At 61.8% G+C, this 22,966-nt stretch carries 19 protein-coding genes and 1 pseudogene; 19 read left to right on the forward strand and 1 reads right to left on the reverse strand.

Annotated elements, in window-relative coordinates:
* Positions 1 to 92: 92 nt before the first annotated feature.
* The 13 genes from rpsB to lpxB all read left to right on the forward strand — a co-directional run bounded on the left by rpsB (position 93) and on the right by lpxB (position 13,603).
* Positions 93 to 860 (forward strand): 30S ribosomal protein S2, encoded by a 768-nt coding sequence (gene rpsB / locus SJ05684_RS06410; protein ID WP_034854661.1) that lies wholly within the window; start codon positions 93 to 95, stop codon positions 858 to 860.
* Positions 861 to 1,105: 245 nt separating this feature from the next.
* Positions 1,106 to 2,029, forward strand: a complete 924-nt coding sequence (gene tsf / locus SJ05684_RS06415; RefSeq protein ID WP_034854766.1) for a translation elongation factor Ts — start codon at positions 1,106 to 1,108, stop codon at positions 2,027 to 2,029.
* Between the two features lie 193 nt (positions 2,030 to 2,222).
* Positions 2,223 to 2,945 carry a UMP kinase gene (gene pyrH / locus SJ05684_RS06420; RefSeq protein WP_034854765.1) on the forward strand — a complete coding sequence of 241 codons (723 nt, stop codon included), beginning with the start codon at positions 2,223 to 2,225 and terminating at the stop codon, positions 2,943 to 2,945.
* Positions 2,946 to 2,994: 49 nt separating this feature from the next.
* Complete coding sequence (frr, locus tag SJ05684_RS06425) at positions 2,995 to 3,555, forward strand: ribosome recycling factor (protein WP_034854660.1); 561 nt, start codon at positions 2,995 to 2,997, stop codon at positions 3,553 to 3,555.
* Positions 3,556 to 3,591: 36 nt separating this feature from the next.
* Positions 3,592 to 4,335: an isoprenyl transferase gene (locus SJ05684_RS06430; RefSeq protein ID WP_034854659.1), complete on the forward strand. Its 744-nt coding sequence runs from the start codon at positions 3,592 to 3,594 to the stop codon at positions 4,333 to 4,335.
* The gene (locus SJ05684_RS06435; RefSeq protein ID WP_034854658.1) at positions 4,335 to 5,168 is read left to right on the forward strand and encodes a phosphatidate cytidylyltransferase; all 834 of its coding nucleotides are present in this window, start codon (positions 4,335 to 4,337) and stop codon (positions 5,166 to 5,168) included. Before SJ05684_RS06430 ends, SJ05684_RS06435 begins: the two co-directional genes overlap by 1 nt.
* 226 nt (positions 5,169 to 5,394) lie before the next feature.
* Positions 5,395 to 6,519, forward strand: coding sequence for an RIP metalloprotease RseP (gene rseP, locus SJ05684_RS06440; protein WP_034854657.1), 1,125 nt, complete (start codon positions 5,395 to 5,397; stop codon positions 6,517 to 6,519).
* A 302-nt stretch (positions 6,520 to 6,821) separates the two neighbouring features.
* Positions 6,822 to 9,155 carry an outer membrane protein assembly factor BamA gene (bamA, locus tag SJ05684_RS06445; RefSeq protein ID WP_034854656.1) on the forward strand — a complete coding sequence of 778 codons (2,334 nt, stop codon included), beginning with the start codon at positions 6,822 to 6,824 and terminating at the stop codon, positions 9,153 to 9,155.
* A gap of 43 nt (positions 9,156 to 9,198) precedes the next feature.
* Positions 9,199 to 10,263, forward strand: a complete 1,065-nt coding sequence (gene lpxD, locus SJ05684_RS06450; protein WP_034854655.1) for a UDP-3-O-(3-hydroxymyristoyl)glucosamine N-acyltransferase — start codon at positions 9,199 to 9,201, stop codon at positions 10,261 to 10,263.
* Complete coding sequence (gene fabZ / locus SJ05684_RS06455; protein ID WP_034854654.1) at positions 10,256 to 10,720, forward strand: 3-hydroxyacyl-ACP dehydratase FabZ; 465 nt, start codon at positions 10,256 to 10,258, stop codon at positions 10,718 to 10,720. The genes lpxD and fabZ overlap by 8 nt, the downstream gene beginning before the upstream one ends.
* A 2-nt stretch (positions 10,721 to 10,722) precedes the next feature.
* A complete protein-coding gene (gene lpxA / locus SJ05684_RS06460; RefSeq protein WP_034854653.1) occupies positions 10,723 to 11,535 on the forward strand; it encodes an acyl-ACP--UDP-N-acetylglucosamine O-acyltransferase in 813 nt (270 codons plus the stop codon).
* A gap of 5 nt (positions 11,536 to 11,540) precedes the next feature.
* Positions 11,541 to 12,422 carry an LpxI family protein gene (locus SJ05684_RS06465; RefSeq protein ID WP_034854652.1) on the forward strand — a complete coding sequence of 294 codons (882 nt, stop codon included), beginning with the start codon at positions 11,541 to 11,543 and terminating at the stop codon, positions 12,420 to 12,422.
* The gene (gene lpxB, locus SJ05684_RS06470; RefSeq protein ID WP_095694221.1) at positions 12,419 to 13,603 is read left to right on the forward strand and encodes a lipid-A-disaccharide synthase; all 1,185 of its coding nucleotides are present in this window, start codon (positions 12,419 to 12,421) and stop codon (positions 13,601 to 13,603) included. The genes SJ05684_RS06465 and lpxB overlap by 4 nt, the downstream gene beginning before the upstream one ends.
* Before the next feature lie 44 nt (positions 13,604 to 13,647).
* Here lpxB and gltA read toward each other — a convergent pair whose 3' ends face one another.
* Positions 13,648 to 14,937 (reverse strand): citrate synthase, encoded by a 1,290-nt coding sequence (gene gltA, locus SJ05684_RS06475; protein WP_034854650.1) that lies wholly within the window; start codon positions 14,935 to 14,937, stop codon positions 13,648 to 13,650.
* Between the two features lie 315 nt (positions 14,938 to 15,252).
* Between gltA and SJ05684_RS06480 the strand changes: the two are divergent.
* The 6 genes and pseudogenes from SJ05684_RS06480 (at position 15,253) to SJ05684_RS06505 (ending at position 22,951) form a co-directional block, all read left to right on the forward strand.
* Positions 15,253 to 17,657, forward strand: a pseudogene (locus SJ05684_RS06480) (ComEC/Rec2 family competence protein).
* 344 nt (positions 17,658 to 18,001) lie between these two features.
* Positions 18,002 to 18,988 (forward strand): tonB-system energizer ExbB, encoded by a 987-nt coding sequence (gene exbB / locus SJ05684_RS06485; protein WP_034854649.1) that lies wholly within the window; start codon positions 18,002 to 18,004, stop codon positions 18,986 to 18,988.
* A gap of 4 nt (positions 18,989 to 18,992) precedes the next feature.
* Positions 18,993 to 19,418 carry a TonB system transport protein ExbD gene (gene exbD / locus SJ05684_RS06490; RefSeq protein ID WP_034854648.1) on the forward strand — a complete coding sequence of 142 codons (426 nt, stop codon included), beginning with the start codon at positions 18,993 to 18,995 and terminating at the stop codon, positions 19,416 to 19,418.
* Between the two features lie 189 nt (positions 19,419 to 19,607).
* A complete protein-coding gene (locus tag SJ05684_RS06495) occupies positions 19,608 to 20,267 on the forward strand; it encodes a protein-L-isoaspartate O-methyltransferase family protein (protein ID WP_034854647.1) in 660 nt (219 codons plus the stop codon).
* A 271-nt stretch (positions 20,268 to 20,538) separates the two neighbouring features.
* A complete protein-coding gene (tolC, locus tag SJ05684_RS06500) occupies positions 20,539 to 21,903 on the forward strand; it encodes an outer membrane channel protein TolC (protein ID WP_034854646.1) in 1,365 nt (454 codons plus the stop codon).
* Positions 21,904 to 22,147: 244 nt separating this feature from the next.
* Entirely contained in the window at positions 22,148 to 22,951 is an 804-nt protein-coding gene (locus tag SJ05684_RS06505) for a PopZ family protein (RefSeq protein WP_034854645.1), read from the forward strand.
* Positions 22,952 to 22,966: the final 15 nt, after the last annotated feature.

Consider the following 22,966-nt stretch of genomic DNA (forward strand, 5'->3'; position numbering starts at 1 on the left):
ATCCGGGAGAAATCCGGATCGTTCCGCCGGTGGGCACATCGATATGTGCTCGACGCCTTGCGGAGGTTCAACCGGAAAAGGAGAATAAAGGCATGGCATTGCCTGATTTTAGCATGCGCCAGCTTCTCGAAGCAGGCGTCCACTTCGGTCACCAGACGCACCGCTGGAACCCGAAGATGAAGCCGTACATCTTCGGCGACCGCAACAACGTCCACATCATCGACCTCGCTCAGACCGTGCCGATGCTGTCGCGCGCCCTTCAGGTCGTCAGCGACACCGTTGCCAGCGGCGGCCGCGTGCTCTTCGTCGGCACCAAGCGCCAGGCCTCGGAAATCATCGCTGACGCAGCAAAGCGCTCCGCCCAGTACTACGTCAACGCCCGCTGGCTCGGCGGCATGATGACCAACTGGAAGACGATCTCCAACTCGATCCAGCGTCTGCGCAAGCTCGACGAGATTCTCGCTTCCGAAGCTTCCGGCTTCACGAAGAAGGAGCGCCTGAACCTCGAGCGCGAGCGCGAAAAGCTGAACCGTGCGCTCGGCGGTATCCGCGACATGGGCGGCACGCCGGACCTGATGTTCATCATCGACACAAACAAGGAATCGATCGCGATCGAAGAAGCCAAGCGTCTTGGCATTCCGGTCGTCGCCATCATCGACTCCAACTGCGATCCGGACCTGATCGATTACCCGATCCCCGGCAATGACGACGCGTCGCGTGCGATCGCCCTTTATTGCGACCTCGTCGCGCGCGCAGCCATCGACGGCATTGCGCGTCAGCAGGGCGCAGCCGGCCGTGACCTCGGCGCAGCCGAAGAGGTTCCGGTCGAGCCGGCTCTCGACGAATCGTCCGAAGCCTGACCGGGAGATCGGCAGCAGTCGCTGCCGTATTCCATGAATTGTCCGGACGAGGCCGTTTCTGATGGAAATCTGAACGGCCTCGTTCTTTTCAGCCGGGAATGGCGCGGCTCCGAGAATTAGCCCGCGCCGCACCACGATGACGACGTCATCACGGTGTCACATGCAAAGGCCATTCCCTGCCAAACCTTCTGGCACAGCGCCACTTGCTGTTGGCGCGCCAGCGAAACAGACGAAGAGGCATGAAGATGACTGTTACTGCCGCGATGGTGAAGGATCTGCGCGAGAAGACCGGCGCAGGCATGATGGATTGCAAGAAGGCGCTTGCTGAGACCAACGGCGATATGGAAGCCGCGATCGACTGGCTGCGCGCCAAGGGCATCGCGAAGGCCGACAAGAAGTCCGGCCGCACCGCTGCCGAAGGTCTCGTTGGTATCGCCAGCGCCGGCAACAAGGCCGTTGTCGTCGAGATCAACTCCGAGACCGACTTCGTCGCTCGCAACGAGGCCTTCCAGGACCTCGTCCGCGGCGTCGCCAGCGTCGCGCTCGGTACGGACGGCAGCGTTGAGGCCGTTGCCAACGCGACCTATCCGGCCACCGGCAAGTCTGTGGAAGAAACCATCAAGGACGCGATTGCGACGATCGGCGAGAACATGACGCTGCGTCGTTCCGCCCTGCTCGCTGTCGAGGATGGCGTTGTCGCGACCTACATCCATAATGCCGCCGGCGATGGTATCGGCAAGCTTGGGGTTCTGGTCGCGCTGAAGTCCACGGGCGACAAGGAAGCGCTGAACGCCATCGGCCGTCAGGTTGCCATGCACGTCGCCGCGACCAACCCGCTCGCCGTCCGTCCGAGCGAGATCGATCCGGCGGTTGCCGAACGCGAGCGCAATGTCTTCATCGAGCAGTCGCGCGCTTCGGGCAAGCCGGACAACATCATCGAGAAGATGGTGGAGGGCCGTATGCGCAAGTTCTTCGAGGAAGTCGCGCTTCTCTCGCAGGCCTTTGTGATGAACCCCGACCAGACCGTCGAAGCGGCCCTCAAGGAAGCCGAAAAGAACGTCGGCGCGCCGATCGAGGTTACGGGCATCGCTCGCCTGCTGCTCGGCGAAGGCGTAGAGAAAGAAGAGTCCGACTTCGCAGCCGAAGTGGCAGCCGCCGCCAAGGGTTGATTTCTTCTTCCCGATTGGGAAAAGCTCAGGGCATCGCGTGACAACGCGGTGCCCTTCGTGTATCCGGCATTCGTCATTGCGTCGGGCCCGCTGGAACGCACATCGAGGCGGTCGATACCACGCAATCGGATTTTTCCTTGTTGCCGCTGTGCGCGCCTTTCGCGCATGCGTGCCGATCTGTTCAGGAGTGATGATGTCGGCCAACCCAATCTATAAGCGCGTTCTTCTCAAAGCCTCTGGCGAAGCCTTGATGGGGAGCCAGGGCTTCGGCATCGATGTGGCGGTTGCCGATCGGATCGCATCGGACATCGCCGAAGCTCGGGCCATGGGCGTTGAAGTCGGCGTCGTCGTCGGCGGGGGCAATATTTTCCGCGGCGTGGCGGTCGCCTCCAAGGGCGGCGACCGGGTGACGGGCGATCACATGGGCATGCTGGCGACCGTCATCAATGCGCTTGCCCTTGCAACATCGCTACGCAAACTCGATATCGATACGGTGGTGCTCTCGGCGATCGCGATGCCGGAGATTTGCGAAAGCTTCTCGCAGCGCGCGACGCTTTATCACCTTTCTCTGGGGCGTGTGGTGATCTTTGCCGGCGGTACCGGCAATCCGTTCTTCACGACGGATTCGGCGGCGGCGCTTCGTGCCGCGGAGATGGGTGCGGAGGCGATCTTCAAGGGAACGCAGGTCGACGGAATCTATTCCGCCGACCCGAAGAAAGTTCCTTCTGCCACCCGCTTCGATCGGCTGACCCATAGCGAGGTCCTCGAAAAGGGATTGGCCGTGATGGACGTTGCCGCGGTGGCGCTCGCGCGGGAAAATGCCATTCCGATCGTCGTTTTCTCAATCCACGAGAAAGGCGGGTTCGCAGAGATATTGACCGGTGGCGGCCGCGCCACCATCGTTACGGACAACTGATAATCTGCGGGGGCCCGGTGGGCCGCCTAACAGAACGGGAGCTAAAATCATGAGTGAAGGTGTGGATCTGAAGGAACTGAAGCGCCGGATGGACGGGGCGATTGCCGCGTTCAAGCACGACATCGCATCGCTTCGTACCGGCCGCGCATCGGCAAACGTTCTCGATCCGGTGACCGTCGAGGCCTACGGATCGCGTATGCCGCTGAACCAGGTCGCCAACGTCACGGTCCCGGAAGCGCGGATGCTCTCGGTTTCGGTTTGGGACAAATCCATGGTCGGCGCCGTCGAGCGGGCGATCAGGGAAGCCAATCTGGGCCTCAATCCGATCGTGGATGGGCAGAACCTGCGCATCCCGCTGCCGGAGCTGAACGAGGAGCGCCGCAAGTCGCTGGTAAAGGTCGCGCATGACTATGCCGAGAAGGGCAAGGTAGCGGTGCGCCATGTCCGCCGCGACGGCATGGATGACCTGAAAAAAGCCGAAAAGGATGGCGAGATCGGCCAGGATGAGAGCCGCGCCCAGTCAGAACGCGTGCAAAAGATGACCGATGAAATGATCTCCGAAATCGACCGCTTGCTCGCGGAGAAGGAAAAGGAAATCATGCAGGTCTGACCCGTTAGAATGTGAGTCTCTATTTTCGGACAGCCCATGCCAGATATCACCTTCACAAACGTACCGGCTCACGTCGCCATTATCATGGACGGCAACGGTCGTTGGGCGAACGCGCGTGGACTGCCCCGCACGATGGGCCACCGCAAGGGAGTCGAAGCGGTCCGCGGCGCGGTGAAGACGGCCGCGGAGCTGGGCGTCCGCTATCTGACTCTGTTTGCATTTTCCTCGGAAAACTGGAGCCGGCCCGAGGATGAGGTCAGCGACCTCATGGGCCTGCTCAAGACATTCGTCCGGCGGGATCTGGCCGACCTGCATCGCGAGAACGTCCGCATCCGCGTTATCGGCGACCGCGCGAATCTGACCAGCGATATCCTGCCGCTCTTGCTCGAGGCGGAGGAGACGACAAGCGGCAATACGGGGATCACCCTGGTGATCGCCTTCAACTACGGCGCGCGGGACGAATTGGCGAGAGCAATGCGGCGCCTGGCTGAAGAGGTGGCCGCCGGCCGTCTTTCTCCCGGCGACATCACGGCGGAGCGGATCGCAGAAACAATCGACACGGCAGGCATTCCCGATCCCGATCTCATCCTTCGGACGAGCGGAGAGGAGCGCCTTTCCAATTTTCTGCTTTGGCAAGGAGCCTACTCCGAATTGCTGTTCATTCCCGAGCTGTGGCCGGACTTCACGCGGGAGACGTTCATCGCAGCGATCGAGAAATATTCCGGCCGGGAACGCCGCTTTGGCGGACTGCCGCGACCGACTTTGGCGGTTGGCTCCTGATGCAGACCGAGCTGAAGCTTAGAATCGCCTCCGCCGTCGTGCTCGCCGCGATTGCTCTGGGCGCCACCTGGGCGGGAGGCTTCGCTTTCCAGCTTCTGGCCGTCGCGATCGGCCTGTTGGTCTATTACGAGTGGTCGACGATCACGAGGCTCGTCGAAAGCGATTTCCGGGGCAATGCTTTCGGCTGGCTGTCGCAGGTTGTCGTCGCTGCGCTGGTGCTTCTTGACCATATGTCGTTGACCCTGCCTGTGCTCGCCGGTTCGATCGCGCTGGCGGCGCTGTGGGTGTCGATCAGGAAGGGAAGCTGGTGGCTGCCTGGTGGCATCGCCTATGCCGGCTTGACCAGCATATCCTTGGCGGCCATTCGCGGGGCGGATTATCTTGGCCTCATCGCGATGCTCTTCGTCTTCGCCGTCGTCTGGGGAACCGATATTTTCGCCTATTTTGTCGGCCGGGCGGTCGGGGGACCGAAGCTGGCTCCGGCGATTTCGCCGGGCAAGACCTGGTCGGGGGCGATCGGTGGTACAATCTGCGGGGTTCTTTCGGGCCTCGGCGTCTTCATGGCGCATTTCTCGCTGCAGGACCTCCGTATTCCGGCCATTGCCCTCGTGCTCTCCATCGCCAGCCAGATTGGCGACCTGTTTGAATCCTTCATCAAGCGGCGCTTCGGCGTGAAGGACTCAAGCCGACTGATACCGGGGCACGGCGGAGTCATGGATCGGGTCGATGGATTGATTTTCGCCTGCGGAGCAGCGTTGCTTCTCGTGCTAGGCCAGCTCCTGTTGAGCGGCGGCCGGGAGTCCGCCTTTGGTTCCGTGCTTCTGGGTCTCTAGGTTGCGCCGGTGGGCGGCCTACAGCGCCGCGCGTCTTATCAGGCGCGCAAAGGTCGATTTTGGGAGACATGCAGCAGAAGCGCGGATGCGGAGTCTCACAGTTTTGTCATTGCCACCGTCGCTGCTTGCATAGTTTCTTAAAGCCCCATGGAAATAAGAGTAGGATTATGCAGCATCTCGAAGTCGGACAGCGGTCATCGCCACAGCGGATGCGTTAGGAACCAAAATGAGCCTTCTGCTTGACAACCTCCAATACACCATTCCCACGTTCCTGTTCCTCCTGACCTTGCTGGTCTTCGTTCATGAGATGGGGCACTACCTGGTCGGTCGCTGGTCCGGCATCCGCGTCGTCGCATTTTCCGTGGGCTTCGGGCCGGAACTCTTCGGCTGGACGGATCGCCAAGGCACCAGGTGGAAATTCTGCATCATTCCGCTTGGTGGCTATGTAAAGTTCTTCGGCGACCAGGACGCGGCGAGCTCGCCCGATTACGAAGGGCTGGAGAGGATCGCCCCGGGCGAACGCGACAGAACGTTCCTTGGCGCAAAGCTGTGGAAACGGGCGGCAACCGTTGCCGCCGGACCGATCGCCAATTTCCTGCTGGCAATTGCTATCTTTGCCGTTCTTTTCTCGGTTTACGGCCGCGCGGTCGCCGATCCGGTGGTCGCCTTCGTCGCGCCGGGCAGTGCAGCGGAAGAAGTTGGCGTCCAGCAGGGGGACAGGCTCATCTCCATCGACGGCACCCCGGTTTCGACCTTCGATGACGTGCGCCGCTATGTCAGCGTCCGCCCGGAACTGCCGATACAGGTCCGAATCGAGCGCGACGGCACCGTGATCGACCTGCGCATGGTGCCGCAGCGCACGGAAACGATTGATCCGCTCGGTAACAAGGTCGAAGAGGGCAAGATCGGTATCGGAACGAACCAGGAGGCGGGCAACTTCCGAATCGAGACCTATGGCCCCCTCGAGGCTGTCGGCCAGGGTGCCTTGCAAAGCTGGCGGATCGTGACGGGTACGTTCGACTATCTGGGGAATATGATCGTTGGCCGGATGAACGCCGATCAACTGGGAGGGCCGATCCGAATCGCGCAGATGTCCGGCCAGATGGCGAAGCTCGGGATCGCCGAAGTGCTCAACTTTGCGGCCGTACTTTCCGTTTCCATAGGATTGCTTAACCTCATGCCCGTGCCGGTGCTTGATGGCGGACATCTCGTGTTCTATGCGGTCGAGGCTTTGCGGGGAAGGCCGGTTGGCCCGGCTGCACAGGAACTGGCATTCCGCATAGGTTTTGCGATGGTGCTGATGCTGACGTTCTTTGCGGCCTGGAACGACATCAACTGGCTCTTCGGCTAAATCGGTTCCGATTTTGGGGCCGAGGCGCTAGCCGAGCAATCCGCGAAGGCCTGCAGAGCGCATGGGTGGTCGAGGGGAGAATGCCTGGGGATTGTCTGAGCGACCGATTCCGGTCACTTGTTTCGCAACCATTTGTTTACGATAACGCGACGCCGTAGTGGCTGTTAAGCCACGGTTCGAATTGAAGTAAACAGAAATTAACGAGCCGGCTTGCTTGTATGGGAAAAGCCGGTAAAACGGCAACCGTGACCGGAGTCGGTACGGAATTGCCGCGGTACGTTGGAAAAAGGTAAGAATTGACAATGAAAGCTGGTTCAAGGTTTTTGAACGCGGTCTCGGCGTTTGCGCTGTCTGCGAGCATGGTTGCGACAGGAACCGGTGTCGGGTTGATTGCTGGTACGTCGGTCGCCTATGCCGCGGTCGTCAATCGGGTTGAGGTGCGTGGTGCGACGCGTGTGAGTCCCGAAACCGTTCGGGCGAACATCACGATCGTTCCCGGCAGGAGCTTCAGCAATGCCGACATCGATGCTTCCGTTAAGCGCCTTTATGCTACCGGCTATTTCTCGGATGTCAGCATTAGCGTTTCCGGCGGTACGCTGGTCGTCAATGTCAGTGAAAATCAGCTGGTGAACCAAGTCGTCTTCAACGGCAACCGCAAGATCAAGGACGACAAGCTGCAGGCAATCGTTCGCACGCAGCCGCTTGGTCCCTACAGTGAAGCGACCGTCGAAAACGACATCCAGGCCATCAAGGATGCCTATGCCGCGATCGGCCGCAGTGACGTTGCCGTGACGACGCAGGTCGTCCCGATCGCCGAGGGGCGCGTCAATCTCGCATTCGTCATCAATGAGGGCGAGCGCACCAAGATCACCCAGATCAACTTCGTTGGAAACGAAGTCTACAGCGACGGTCGTCTCCAGTCGGTGATCGCGACGAAGGAATCCGGCATTTTCTCGTTCCTGACGCGCAAGGATGTCTATAATCCGGACAAACTGCGCGCCGACGAGGAACTGCTGCGCCAGTTCTACTACAACCGCGGTTATGCGGACTTCCGTGTGATCTCGTCCGACGCGACGCTCAATGAAGCGACAAACGAGTATACGGTGACGATCACTGTCGAGGAGGGTCCGCGTTACACCTTCGGCCCGATCAACGTGGAATCGACTGTCGAAGGCATCGATGCCGATGAATTGAGAGGCCTGGTCCAGAGTCGTGAGGGTTCGGTCTACAAGGCCAAGGACATTCAGGACACGATGAGCGCGATCTCGAAGCGTGTCGCTTCGGCCGGCTATCCCTTTGCACGCGTAACGCCGCGCGGCAACCGTGATCTCGCCAACAACTCCATCGCCGTCGATTACCTCGTCGACCAGGGCGAGCGCGCCTATGTCGAGCGCATCGAGATCCGCGGCAACACGCGTACGCGTGACTACGTCATCCGTCGTGAGTTCGACGTCGGCGAGGGTGATGCGTTCAACCAGGAAATGATCGCGCGCGCAAAGCGTCGGCTCGAGGCGCTGGGCTACTTCTCGTCGGTGAATATCTCGACGGCGCAGGGCAGTGCGGCCGATCGCGTGATCGTCATTGTTGATGTTCAGGATCAGGCCACCGGCTCGTTCGGTATCGGCGCCGGTTATTCCGCAGGCAGCGGCGGCGGCTTCCTTATCGAAGCCTCGATCGAAGAGAAGAACTTCCTTGGTCGCGGGCAATACATTCGTCTCGCCGCCGGCAGGGGCGAGGACAGCAGGACCTACAATATCTCCTTCACGGAGCCCTATTTCCTCGGCTATCGCCTGGCTGCGGGCTTCGATGTGTTCAAGAACGAAAACGACTTCGACGACGATAACTACAGCTATAATGATCAGGGCTTCAGTCTGCGCGTAACGGCGCCGATCACGGAAAGTCTGTCGACCACGCTGCGCTATAACTATACCGAACTGAAATATTTCGGCGACGAGGACGAGCTGTCTTCGCCGTATGACAGGGCAATTGACGGCAGCCCCTGGACACGTTCGTCGATATCGCACTCGTTCACCTACAACACGCTCGACGACGCGCAGCTGCCGCGTGAGGGTATTCTCGCTTCGGTCACGCAGGAGTTCGCCGGCCTTGGCGGTACCTCCGATTTCTACAAGATCTCGGGCAAGGCGAGGTGGTACTACACCCTGAACGACGAAGCGGATATCATCGGTTCGCTTGCCGGCAGCGCGGGCCACCTGGTGAAGACGTCCGGATCGATGGAGGTCTTCGACCAGTTCCAGTTGGGCAGCGGCGACATTCGCGGCTTCGAGCGCAACGGTGTTGGTCCTCGCGTCAACAATGGCGACGCTCTGGGCGGCACGACCTATTTCACGGCCTCGGCGGAAGCATCGTTCCCGCTGCCGGGAATTCCGCGTGACAGCGGATTCCGGGGTGCGTTCTTCGTCGATGCCGGTACGCTTTACGGTAATGATGTCGAGCTCACGGGTGCCGGCGAGTTCGCCCGCGGCACCGACGCCTCCCTGCGCGCCTCCGTCGGCGTCAGCCTGATCTGGGCATCGCCGTTCGGGCCGCTGCGTGTCGACTATGCCGTGCCGGTCGCGAAGGAAGATTTCGACAAGGTCCAGAACTTCAAGTTCGGTATCAACTCGTCCTTCTGATAAGCGCAGTCCAGAACTGCCAGGCAATTGTTCTGGAGTGTCCATGGAACAGAATTGGTTCTTTCCGCCCCATGAGGGGATTCGCTTGGGCGACCTGGCGAGTCAAATTGGGGCGGAACTCTCGGATGCGGCCGTTGCCGGCCAAACCGTCCATGCGGTGGCACCTGTCTATCGTGCCAAGCCGGGTGACGTCAGCTACATGCTTTCGCGCAAGAGTCGCGATGAACTGAAGAGCTGTCACGCTTCCGCGATCATCTGCGACAAGACGATCGCTTCGGTCGTTCCGAGCCATATTCCCGTATTGCTTACGTCAAAACCGCACACGGCATTCGCACTTGCCGGCGCCTTGCTGCACGGCGAGGCGATGCGTCCTTCGTACAATACGAGCGAACGCGGCATAGCGCCGGGGGCCTTCGTCGATCCGACGGCCCGGCTGGAGCCCGGAGTCGAGGTGGAGCCGTCTGCGGTGATCGGCGCCGGCGCCGAGATCGGCAGCGGCACGAGGATCGCGGCCGGTGCGCTCATCGGACCGAACGTCCGAATTGGCCGCGATTGCACGATTTCCGCAGGCGCAAGCATTCTTTCCGCGCTTGTGGGCAACAGCGTCATTATCCATCCCGGCGCGCGTATCGGCCAGGATGGTTTCGGTTATGCGCCGGGTCCGAGCGGCGGAATGATCAAGATCGTCCAGGTCGGGCGGGTGATCATCCAGGACAATGTCGAGATCGGCGCCAACACGACGATCGATCGCGGCACCATGGACGACACGGTGATCGGCGAGGGTACGAAGATCGATAATCTCGTGCAGATCGGTCATAACGTCCGTATCGGCCGCTACTGCGGCATCGTCAGCCAGGTCGGCATTGCCGGCAGCGCGCGCATCGGCGATGGGGTGATGATTGGCGGCGGCGCCGGCGTCAACGGACATATCAGCATCGGGAACGGCGCGCAGATCGCGGCTATGAGCGGGGTGGCAAGCGACGTACCGGCCGGAGAGCGCTACGGCGGAATTCCGGCGCGACCGATGCGCGACTTCTTGCGCGACGTCGCCGAGATGGCCATGCGGGCAAGCGAAAGGCAGAAGAAGAAGGGTGGCAAGGATGAATGAGGCTGCGACAGTTCTCGGCACTGCGGATATTCAGGAGATCCTCACGCTTCTTCCTCATCGCTATCCGTTCCTGCTGGTCGATCGGATCATCGAAATCGATGACGATAACTCCGCGATCGGCATCAAGAACGTGACGGCGAACGAGCCGCACTTCACCGGTCATTTCCCGGAAAAGCCGATCATGCCCGGTGTATTGCTGATCGAAGGCATGGCCCAGACCGCAGGGGCGATTTGTGCGCGCAAGACGGGCATCGGCAGCAATCTCGTCTACTTCATGACGATCGACAATGCGCGTTTCCGCAAGCCGGTGGTGCCCGGCGACCGCGTGGAGTTTCACGTCGTCAAGCACAAGCAGCGGGGCAATATCTGGAAATTTCATTGTGATGCAAAAGTTGAGGGGCAACTGGTCGCGGAAGCTGATATCGGCGCGATGATAGTCAGCAAGGAAGACGCCTGAAAATGATTGCACCAACTGCGAAGATCCATCCGTCGTCGGTCATCGAAGACGGCGCTGTGATCGGCGAGAATGTGACGATCGGCCCGTTTTGCCACATCGGACCGAATGTCGTTCTGGGAGACGGCATCGAGTTGTTGAGCCATGTCGTCGTTATCGGGCGTACGACGATCGGCAAGGCGACCAAGATCTTCCCGGGTGCCGTGATCGGCGGTGATTCGCAGAGCGCGCATCACAGTGCATTGAATACGATGCTGGTGATTGGCGAGAATTGCACGATTCGCGAAGGCGTGACGATGAATACGGGCACCGTCGAACACGGTGGCACCACGGTGGTCGGCGACAACAACCTGTTCCTCGCCTATTCGCACGTCGCCCATGATTGCCGCCTCGGCAATAACATTATCCTCTCGAACAATGTGATGCTCGCCGGACACGTCACGGTCGAGGATCGCGCCATCCTCGGCGGCGGTTCGGCCGTTCACCAGTTCACCCGCGTCGGCCGGCAAGCCTTTGTCGGCGGACTGTCGGCTGTGAGCTATGACGTCATTCCCTACGGCATGTTGAATGGCAACCCGGGTGTCCTGAGCGGCCTCAACGTCGTCGGTATGACGCGCGCAGGGATCGACCGCCAGACGATCCACACGGTGCGGCGGTGCTACAAGCAAATCTTCGAGGGGCCGCAATCGATCCGTGCCAACGCCGCGGCAATTCGCGAGGAATATCTCGAATGCGCGCCGGCGATCGAGATCCTCGATTTCATCGCAGCCGAAAGCGATCGCGCGCTGTCGTCGCCGAATCGCAGCAGCAAGGGCTGACAGCGATGGCAGTGCATGGCCTGCCGCAGACGAAGGGCAGGCTGGCCATCATAGCCGGCGCGGGGGCATTGCCGCACCATGTTGCCGAAGCGGCGCGCAGGCAGGGAGAGGATCCTTTCATCATCGCTCTGTCTCGCGAGGCGGATGCCGATTGGAGCGGGTTCGATCATTCGACGCTCGCGATCGGCAATTTCGCAGCGATCAGCCGAACTTTTGCGGCGGAAGGCATCGATCGCGTGGTGCTTTCCGGGGCCGTTCGGCAGCGTCCGGAATGGCGTAACATCCGGCCGACGCTGAAGACGCTCGCGAAAGTCCCGAGCGTCCTCAGGACGCTGGTTTCGGGCGGCGATGACGCGGTGCTGCGCATGGCAATGGAACTCATTGAAGCGAGCGGCGCCCGGGTCATTGGCGCTCATGAGGTGGTTCCGGATCTGCTGGCAGATCTGGGACCGATCGGCGCGCACGCGCCGGCGGACGAGGATCATCGCGACATAGCGGCCGGCGTTGCCGCGGCCGATGCATTGGGCGCGCTCGATGTCGGGCAGGGGGCCGTTGCGGTCGGCGGAAGGGTGGTCGCGCTCGAAGGCGCCGAAGGAACCGACGCCATGCTGGCACGGGTCGCGGCTCTCAAGGCTGGCGGTCGCGTGTCGGCGCGCCGCCGCGGCGTCCTCGTAAAGCTCTGCAAGCCGCAACAGGACGAGCGCGCCGATCTGCCGGCGATTGGCCCGTCGACCGTGGCGGCTGCCGAGGCGGCAGGCCTGGCCGGCATCGCGGTGGAAGCCGGACGTGCACTCGTCGTCGAGCGCTCAGCGGTGGTCGAGGCCGCGAACCGCAGTGGCCTCTTCGTCATCGGCATCGAGCGCGAGGCTCGGGGGGGCCGGCCGTGACGGAGCGCCGTTACAAGCTGGCAGTCATTGCCGGAGAAGTGTCGGGGGATCTGCTCGGCGCGGATCTGGTTCGCGCGCTTCGCGGACGTGTCGGAGGAGCCGTCGACCTCGTCGGCGTCGGTGGCGAGGCACTGGAAGCCGAAGGCCTTGTCTCTTTGTTCGACTATTCCGAATTGTCGATCATGGGCTTTTCGCAAGTGCTCGCCCGTTTGCCGAAGCTTCTACAACGGATACGCCAGACCGCGAGTGCGATCATCGCCGCGCGCCCGGACGCTTTGGTGATCATCGACAGCCCCGACTTCACCCACCGGGTGGCGCGCCGCGTACGTGCCGCGCTGCCGGAACTGCCGATCATCGACTATGTCTGTCCGAGCGTCTGGGCATGGAAGCCGGAGCGCGCGCCTCGGATGCGCGCCTATGTCGATCATGTTCTCGCAGTGCTGCCCTTTGAGCCGGAGGTAATGCAGAACCTCGGCGGCCCGCCGACGACCTATGTCGGGCACAGGCTGGCCGCGGACGTCAACGTGCTCGCGGTCCTGCAAGAGCGGCTTGTGAACCAGCAGTCGGGGGAAGCGCGCACGGGCAAGACCTGCCTTTTGCTCCCCGGCTCACGGGCCAGCGAGGTCAGCCGCCTGCTGCCGATCTTCCGCGAAGCCGTTGAGGAACTGGCCGGGCGCCACCGCGACATGCGCTTCCTGCTGCCGACCGTTCCCCGCCAGGAAGGCCGTGTGCGGGAGTTGACGGCGTCGTGGAAGGTCCAGCCGGAGATCTCCGTTTCGGCGGACAGGAAGTGGCAGGCCTTCGCCGAGGCGGATGCTGCGCTTGCCGCATCCGGTACCGTCGTTCTTGAACTGGCGCTCGCCGGCGTTCCGGTCGTGTCGATCTATTATGCGGATTGGCTCGTCACGCTGCTGCACAGCCGGATTCGCATATGGACGGCGGCACTTCCAAACCTGATTGCCGATTTCCCGGTCGTCCCGGAATATTTCAATAGGGCCATCCGTCCGGCAGCCTTGGCGCGGTGGTTCGAACGGCTGTCCGGCGACACGGCCCAGCGGCGCGCCATGCTCGACGGCTTCGCGATCGTGCAGGAGCGCATGGCGACGGATCGACCGCCAAGCGAAAGCGCGGCGGATGTCGTGTTTGACTATCTCCAAAGCAAAAAGCCCAGCCATTTCTGACCGGGCTTTACATGGGGTACGACTTTCGGGCCGATGCGGAATGTTCAGCGCTTGGAGAGCGGCACGTAGTCGCGCAGCGGTGCGCCGATATAGAGCTGGCGCGGCCGGCCGATGCGCTGTTCCGGGTCCTCGATCATCTCGTTCCACTGGGCGATCCAGCCGACGGTGCGGGCAAGTGCGAAGAGCACCGTGAACATGGTGGTGGGGAAGCCCAGCGCCTTGAGCGTGATGCCGGAATAGAAGTCGATGTTCGGGTAGAGCTTCTTCTCGATGAAGTACTCGTCGGTGAGTGCGATGCGCTCGAGCTCCATGGCGACTTCGAGCAGCGGATCGTCCCTGTGGCCGAGTTCAGCCAGGACCTCGTGCGTCGTCTTCTGCATGATCTTGGCGCGCGGGTCGTAGTTCTTGTAGACCCGATGGCCGAAGCCCATGAGGCGGAACGGATCGTTCTTGTCCTTGGCGCGCGCGATATATTCCGGGATGCGGTCAACGGTGCCGATCTCGGCCAGCATGTTGAGCGCCGCTTCGTTTGCACCGCCGTGAGCCGGACCCCAGAGGCAGGCGATGCCGGCGGCAATACAGGCGAACGGATTGGCGCCCGACGAGCCGGCAAGGCGCACCGTCGAAGTCGAAGCGTTCTGCTCATGATCGGCGTGCAGGATGAAGATGCGGTCCATGGCGCGCGCCAGCACCGGATTCACCACATATTCCTCGCAGGGCACGGCGAAGCACATGCGCAGGAAGTTCGAGGCATAGTCGAGGTCGTTCTTCGGATAAATGAATGGCTGGCCGATGTGATACTTGTAGGCCATCGCCGCGATGGTCGGCATTTTCGCGATCATGCGCAGCGACGCGACCATGCGCTGGTGCGGGTCGGTGATGTCGGTGGAATCGTGGTAGAAGGCCGAGAGAGCGCCAACACAGCCGCACATGACGGCCATCGGATGGGCGTCGCGACGGAAACCGGTGAAGAAGCGCGACATCTGCTCGTGAATCATCGTGTGATGGGTGACGCGGTAGTCGAAGTCGTCCTTCTGCGCCTTGGTCGGCAGTTCGCCGTAAAGCAGGAGATAGCAGACTTCGAGGAAGTCACCATGCTCGGCCAACTGTTCGATCGGATAGCCGCGATGAAGCAGCATGCCTTCGTCGCCATCGATATAGGTGATCTTGGACTCGCACGAGGCAGTCGACGTGAAGCCCGGATCGTAGGTGAACATCTTGGTCTGCCTGTAGAGCGAACCGATATCCACGACGCCCGGACCGATCGATCCAGATCTCACTGGCAGGTCCGCCGTCTTTCCATCGATGGTTACTGTCGCGTTTTTTCCTGACATGGGACCCTCCGTCTTATGGCGCCGCGGCATAGACCTATGCCGCGAGATTGAACGTTGCGAATTTGCTATATGATTTACTTTCGGCTGCCAAGCTGTACGAAAGGCAAATGGTGCGATGCGAAAATAGGCATATGGCGATGCAACAATCGCATGTTACGGCAACATGTCAGAGAAGATCAATGATTGCTGAAACGATAGTACGGTACCATTCCATATAGGTCTGCCGCTTTTTTGTGCAGCTAGTCTCCCGGTTGCAAGACGACGCGGTTGGTTGCAGGATCGAGCCGACAGCCAGAAAGGGCAGAGCGCGAGCGAATGGGGGAGGGGCAGGAACAGGCGGCGGTGCGGCATGCTGAGCAGCGTGGGCGGTACGCGGCAGATTTCGCGCCTATAGTCGGCGACGCCACAGCTCTTGAGTTTCGGCCTGAGTCACGGCCCTGGCGGGTTCTGCCGCAATTATCCATTCGCATGCGCGGCCGCAATGTGGTCGCCGCCGCCGCTGGTGGTTTGCGTTCCGCAATGCAGGAGGAAGCGGACTATGGCCATGGCTTCGTGCTGGTTCCGGTCCTCCTCGCGCTTGGTGCTCTTGCATGGTTTGCGCTGCCAAAAACGCCCGGACTTGCCGAACTTGCAGTACTGCTTTGTGTTTTCGGCATAGCAGCGCTTCTGTGTTCCGGACGTTTCCGTGGCCTTAGGCCGCTTGCCCTGGCGCCCATTATCGCCCTCGCGGGAATGCTGCTGGCCGCGGTCGAGACTATCCGGCTGGATACGGTCGTTCTGGACGGCCCGGTAACCACGAGCGTCCGAGGAGTTGTCCTTTCGCGGGAGGTGGACGACAAAGGGCGGTGGCGGTATCTCCTCGAAATCCGCGAGACGTCGGAGCCGCGGCTGCGCAGGCCCCCTGCCAAGGTAACGCTGCTGGCGCGGAGCCGGCACGACCGTTCCCGATTGGGTCGATGATCGAAGGCAAGGCCCGCCTCTCTCCGCCGTCCGGCCCGGCTCTTCCTGGCCTCAACGATTTTGCATTCGACGCCTTCTACAGAGGGATTGGTGCTGTCGGGTTCTTCTACGGCGCGCCGCATGCATCTGTTCAGGCGGATATTGGCCATATGGGCGAAATGACTCTCTCTCTGCGCGCCGCCGCCTATCTGGCGGAGATGCGCGAGTCCATAGGCAGTCGGATACGCTCGACGATCGGCGGCGATACCGGCGCCATGGCTGCCGCCCTCGTTACGGATGAAGAACGCGCGATCGGCCGCGAGACCGTCGAGGTGCTGCGAGCTGCGGGGCTCGCCCATGTTCTGGCGATTTCCGGGATGAACATGGTGCTTGTGACAGGCACGTTCCTCGTCGGCGCGCGGACGCTGTTGAGCTTGGTCCCCGGCCTCGCTGAACGGCTGCCGATCAAGAAGATGGCGGCCGCCGGCGCTCTGCTCATGGTCCTTCTCTATATCCTCATTTCCGGAGGGGCAGTGTCCGCATTGCGCTCCTGGATCATGATTTCCATCATGCTCCTGGCCGTCTTCTTCGACCGGGTTTCCATCAGCCTGCGCAATGTGGCGCTCGCTGCGCTCGTCATCATTGCCTGGACACCGTCGTCGGTTGCCGGGCCCGGGTTTCAAATGTCCTTTGCGGCGACCCTGGCTCTGGTTGCGGGTTATGCCCGCTGGCGCGATCACCGTGCCGGCAATCGGGAGAGGGCGCTCACCCGATCCGCCCTTCGGCCGGCCGGCAATCTCGTGGTCGGCACGGTGGCGACTTCGCTCATCGGCGGATTGGCCACCGCCATCTACGCCGCGGCCCATTTCCACAGACTGCCGGCCTATGGATTGGCTGCCAATGTCGTGGCGACGCCGCTGATCGGCATCCTCATCATGCCGTTCGGCCTCTTCGCCATGTTGCTCATGCCATTCGGGCTCGAGCATTACCCCTTGATGGTGATGGCGCAGGGGCTCGACTGGATGCTCGAGGTGGCTCGCTATGTGGCGGCACTTGACGGCGACTGGGCCACCGGCCGCGTCGGCGAGGTCGGTTTCGTGTCGATCGCTTTCGGTGGCGTGCTGCTCTGTGTTCTGAGGACCCGTTTGGCCTTTGCGGGGTTCGGTCTGGTTCTGCTGGGCGGAACGGCGATCGCGCTGGAACGTCAGGCCGAGCACCCATCGATTGCGATTTCGGAAGACGGCCGACTGGTCGGCCTCATTTCGGACGAGTCGATTGCGACCAATCGACCGCGGCCGCCGCACTTTGTCTTTTCACAATGGCAGCGGGCGCTTGCCCTGGAGAAGCATGCGCCGCCGGTCGCAGCCACTGCCACCGTAGACGACATTCGGGCGAGCGCCGCCGAAGCAAGGGCCATCCTGGCCTCAGTGAAGCCCGGCGTCTTTCATTGCCGCAAAGGTGAGTGGTGCGTCGGACGCAGCCGGGAAGGTTGGGCGGTTGTCGTCATCGATGCCGCGGATTTCTTCCCGGCTTTGTGCGGCGGGGCCGATCTGGTGATTGCCGCCACCCGCCGGCCGCTGGCCGATTGCCCGGCGGGCGGCGCGCTGGTGGTCACGGGTGAGATGTTGCGGCGGAGCGGCTCGATCGAAATCCATGCCGAGCCTGCCGGAGCCGGCGAGCCGGCACGCATGCGCATCGTCGAATCCTTCCCGTCCACGCAGCGGCCGTGGCAGCGCCACCGCCGCTACGATTGGCGCAGCGGCACCTTTTCTTCCGAATGAGCCGAACCCTTGAGCGGAGGCATCGGTTCGCAGGGCCGCGATACTACGGAGCCGCCACATTTTCTTGATAAAAACACTCCAGAAATCTTGTCATCGCCTGACACTATGTCGTAAAGAGCGTGTCCATGGACGTTCACTCGCTGGAGTGGGGGCTTCTTCTACAGCTTCCTACGAGGATCAGGCGGAAGCGATCGCACGAGCGTTCGCGTCCGCCGCAACGACAGCGCCGCGCGTCTTATCAGGCGCGCTAAGTGCTGTAGGACTTTGCATTGCTGCATGTTTTTTCTTCAAATCGATTTCGATTCAAAGAGACATGCGCCAGCACAGGCAAGATGAGGATCAAGATGTCGAATCGGAACCGACCGAGGTTCAACGTCATGTTCGCGGCCACCCTCGCCATTTTCCTGTGGGCCCCTGCAGTGCCCGGACTGGCGCAGACGCCGGAGCCGGAGCCGTCCGCGACGGTCGAGCATGGGGCTGCCGCGCCCGCCGACTCCCCGGATTTCTCGCCCGGAAGCCAGCCGGAAACAGCAGCGGCTGTATCGCCTCAATCCGCTGATGCCGATAGGTCCGCCGCACCCGATGGCTCGGCGCTCCCGCACGATCTTTCGCCGGTCGGCATGTTTCTTGCCGCCGACATCGTTGTAAAGGCGGTGATGATTGCCCTTGCGCTGGCCTCCGTCATCACCTGGGCGATCCTTCTCGTGAAGACGCTGGAGCTCGGCCGCGCGAAATCGCGGTTGAAGCGCTCCGTGGAGTTTCTCGCGGCGGCAAATGGCCTGGCGGAGGTGAAGCCCGGCACGAAAGCCGGTGCAGCCGCCGATATGCTTGCAGCCGCACGCGATGAAATGGTTCGCTCGGAGCCAGTGCTCGACCACGCTCCGGCTGCCGGCGTGAAGGAGCGGGTGTCGTCGCTGCTTACCCGTATCGAGGTTCGCGCCGGCAAGCGGATGAGCGCCGGCACAGGTATCCTGGCATCGATCGGCTCTGTCGGCCCTTTCGTCGGTCTTTTCGGGACCGTCTGGGGAATCATGAATTCCTTCATCGGCATCAGCAAGGCTCAGACGACCAATCTGGCGATCGTCGCGCCGGGCATCGCGGAAGCATTGCTGGCCACGGCTATCGGCCTTGTCGCGGCGATCCCGGCGGTGGTGATCTACAATTACTTCGCCCGATCCGTCGGAGGCTACAAGCTTCTCCTTGCTGACGCTGCGGCAGCCGTCGAACGCTTGGTGAGCCGCGACCTCGACCACCGCCATCTGCGCAAGGCGCAGCCGCGCCGGCCGGAGAGCTATGCCCACGGCGATACGGCGATTGCAAGAATCGGATGACGCCATGGCAGGAAAGATTTCCGAAGGCAGCGGCGATCTCGACGAAAACAGCGAGATCAACGTCACGCCCTTCATCGACGTCATGCTCGTCCTCTTGATCATCTTCATGGTTGCCGCTCCGCTCGCGACGGTCGATATGAAGGTCGACCTGCCGCAATCGGGGGCAAGACCGGCGCCGCGCGATGACAAGCCGGTCTTTATCACGCTGAAATCCGATCTCACGCTGGCTATCGGCAATGAGGAGACGGCCCGCGAGGCCTTCTCCGCGGAGCTCGACCGGATCACCGGTGCGAACAAGGACACGCGCGTTCTCCTGCGTGCCGACCGGCTGGTCGACTATGGTGAACTGATGGCGGTGATGAATCTCATCCAGCGGGCCGGCTACAGCAAGATCGCGCTGGTCGGTCTTGAGGCGGCGCCTGCACGCTGACGCCCTGCGCCCCTTGATGGCACCGGCGGCAGGTAAACTGCCTTTTTCTATCCCGAAATGCCGCGGTCGCTTGAAACCGGCCGTGCGGCGAATTATGAGCTTAGGCTAGGGCTGCCAGGCAGCCAGGCAGAAGACAGCGCGGCTTGCCCGGCCAAAGGCGCCGCGCCCATCGGGACACGAGGCAGTATCATGAACTTCGAAGCAGCGCGCACTAAGATGGTGGACAATCAGATCCGGACGACGGATGTGACGTCCCATTCGGTCCTCTCTGCCTTCCTGACCGTGCCGCGCGAAGAGTTCGTGCCTGCGAAAATGCGTGAACTCGCCTATATCGATGCCGATATTCGACTCGCCGGAGGAGCCGAACCGCGCTACATCATGGAGCCCTCTCCGCTGGCAAAATTGCTGCAGCTCGCCCAGATTTCCAAGTCCGACGTCGTCCTGGAAATCGGTTGCGGCACGGGCTATGCCTCGGCTTTGCTGTCGCTGCTGGCCGGCTCGGTCGTGGCACTGGAGTGTGATGAAGCGCTGGCGGCGACGGCAACGGAGACGCTGGCACGCCTCGGCTACGACAATATTGCCGTCGTGACCGGCGATCTTGCCAAGGGTTATCCGGCCGAGGCTCCTTACGACGTGATCTTCATCAATGGCGCAGTCGAGACCATACCGGCCGGACTGTTCGAGCAACTGCGCGATGGCGGGCGCCTCGTGGTCGTTGAAGGTTTTGGTAACGCATCCCGTGCAAAACTTTACCTGCGCGAATCGGGAAGGACGTCCGAGCGGCCCGATTTCAATACATCCGTGAGGCCATTGCCCGGTTTTCGTCGCGAGCAAACTTTTGTTTTCTGATGCATCCTTGAGGGGCCTCAGTATTTGAGTATAGACGCAAAAAAGTCGATGTTGCCGATTGGCAACGTATTGCCTGTTTCTTTTTGAAATGGCCGGGTCGAGTCGTGGTGCACAGTTGTGGCAAAACCGAATCCGGGTTCAAAGAGCAAGAAGCGGTGATTTGCCTGCTGGTGTGGGGCTTTGCGTGCCATTCCTGGTTGAGCGAATTTACCTGGTAGGGGCGTGCTACTAACTTGCGGGCGGCAATGCCGTCCGGCTGATCGGAGGTAAGATCGTGTCGTTTGTTCGCAAAACAGCCCTGTGGGCGGCTGTCTCAACCAGCCTGTTGCTTGCGCCGCACGCTGTGTCTGCCGAGACCATCTTCGGGGCAATGGCCAAGGCCTACGCGAACAACCCGGATCTGAACGCGGCGCGCGCTGGCCTGCGCGCCACAGACGAAGGGGTTCCGATTGCAAAGGCGGGCTATCGGCCGCAAATATCAGCCGCGGCAACCGGGACGCTGTCGCGAGTTGATAGCGAGGCGACGGGCACGCGCGACCTTCACAGCGGACAGATCGGCATCTCGATCACCCAGACGATCTTCGATGGCTTCCAGACCCTGAACAATGTCAGGTCGGCAGAGGCGACGGTTTTTTCGAGCCGTGAGACGCTGAAGGCCAATGAAATCCAGATTCTCCTGGCGGCGGCACAATCCTACGCCAACATCGCCCGCGACCAGCGGATCGTCTCCATCCGCCGTCAGAACCTGGCCTTCCTTCGTGAGCAGTTGAACGCGGCCGACGCGCGCCTCGAAGTCGGCGAGGGTACCCGTACCGATGTCAGCCAGGCGCAGGCGGAACTCGCAAATGCGCAGTCGCTGCTCGTTGCTGCGGTCGCTCAGCTCAAGCAGAGCGAAGCGGTCTATGTGCAGATCGTCGGCGCGGCTCCGGCAGGCATCAGGCAGCCCGGCCCGGCAACCAAGGCCATGCCGAGATCCCTCGATCAGGCCGTTGCCACGGGCCTCAGAGAAAACCCGCAGATCCTGGCGGCGCAATATGCCGTCGATTCGGCCGGCTTTCAGGTGAAATCGGCTGAAGGCACCATGTTGCCGGGAGTCGTCCTCCAGGGGGCGGTCACCCGCAACACCGGCAATACCGGTGGAGACAACACCACCGCAAGCGTCACCGCGAGACTCGAGGTGCCGATCTATCAGGGCGGTGCGGAGTACGGCCAGATCCGCCAGGCCAAGGAACGCCTGGGCCAGCAGCGCATCCTCGTCGATTCGGCGCGCGCATCGGTGCAGCAGACCGTCGTCTCCGCCCATGCTCAGCTTGAGTCGGCGCTCGCCCGCATCACCGCCAGCAGGTCGCAGATTTCCGCTGCCGACCTGGCGCTCGAAGGCGTCGTCGAGGAGCGCAAGGTCGGCCAGCGCACGACCCTTGACGTGCTGGACGCGCAGCAGGACGTTCTGAATGCACAGGAGTCTCTCGCCAGCGCGCAGCGCGACGCCGTCGTGGCGAGCTATGCCCTGCTTGCGGCGATGGGCAGGCTGACCGTGCAGGCCCAAGGACTTCAGGTGGCTGAATACCGCCCCGAAGAGCACTACGAGGCCGTCAAGGACAAATGGTTCGGCCTGCGTACCGTCGACGGTCGATAAGAAAGGCGCCGAAGGCTCGGCGACCTGATGAGAGTTGGCTTCGCATTCGGTTGGAATGTGAAGCGTTTTGCGTTGTGCCTTTGCTTTGAAGTCTTGGGCGCCTGCCGAAAAAAACAAATCTGTGCAAGAATTTCCAAGCCTGATTCGCGGCGTTTGTTTCGACCGTGAACTCACTTAAGGTTTGTGCGGAATCGGGTCTTGGGGCTTCGCTTGGCGCCCGTCCGCAGAGCAAACGAGGATTGAAATGGCACAGCTCAACGTCGCACGAGAACCTTCGATGGATGAGATTCTCGCATCCATTCGAAAGATCATCGAAAGCAATGAGACGGGGCCGGCTGCCCCCTCTGCCCGGCAGACGTTCGAAGACAACGACGACATCGAATTGGCGATCGATTCGGAAATCGAGGCCGCCGTATCATTCCAATCGGCTGAAGAAGAAATCGCGTCGGTGCGGCGATCTCCGGCGGTTCCGGCAGAGGAGCGGGCCGGCGCTACGACTGAGCCCGCCACTCCGCCATCGCCACTTTCCCTTGCGGACGTCGCAGCACGTGTCAGAGCTGCGTCCGAGCGCCATGCGGCGAGCTACGCGGGACAGGAACCGCCTATGCCTGAAGTGCCTGCACCGCAGGACAGTCCCGTGCTGACGTCACGCATGGCTGCCGTTGCCTCGTCCGCCGGAACCGCGCCGAGTGTCTCCGCTGCAGCGGCCGCGCATGCCGCTGTATTGCCCGATGCTGCGGCGGAACCAGCAGAGACGACATCGAATTCGACTGAATCTGCCACGCAACCGATGACCGCCGATTCGATCCGCGAGGCCGAAAGGAAGGGCGCTGCCATCGTTTCTCCGGCGGTCGGCCGGCAGGTCGCGCGCGCATTCGACGATCTCGCCCATGCGGTGGAACTGGGGCCGAGACGCTCCTTCGATGAGATCGCCGAAGCCATGCTTCGCCCGATGCTGCAGGAATGGCTGGACGACAATCTGCCGACGCTGGTCGAAAGACTGGTGCGCGAGGAAATCGAGCGCGTGGCGCGCGGCACCAGGCGCTAGCGCATCGGCCCGGCA

Source organism: Sinorhizobium sojae CCBAU 05684, from assembly GCF_002288525.1.
Classification (GTDB): Bacteria; Pseudomonadota; Alphaproteobacteria; order Rhizobiales; family Rhizobiaceae; genus Sinorhizobium; species Sinorhizobium sojae.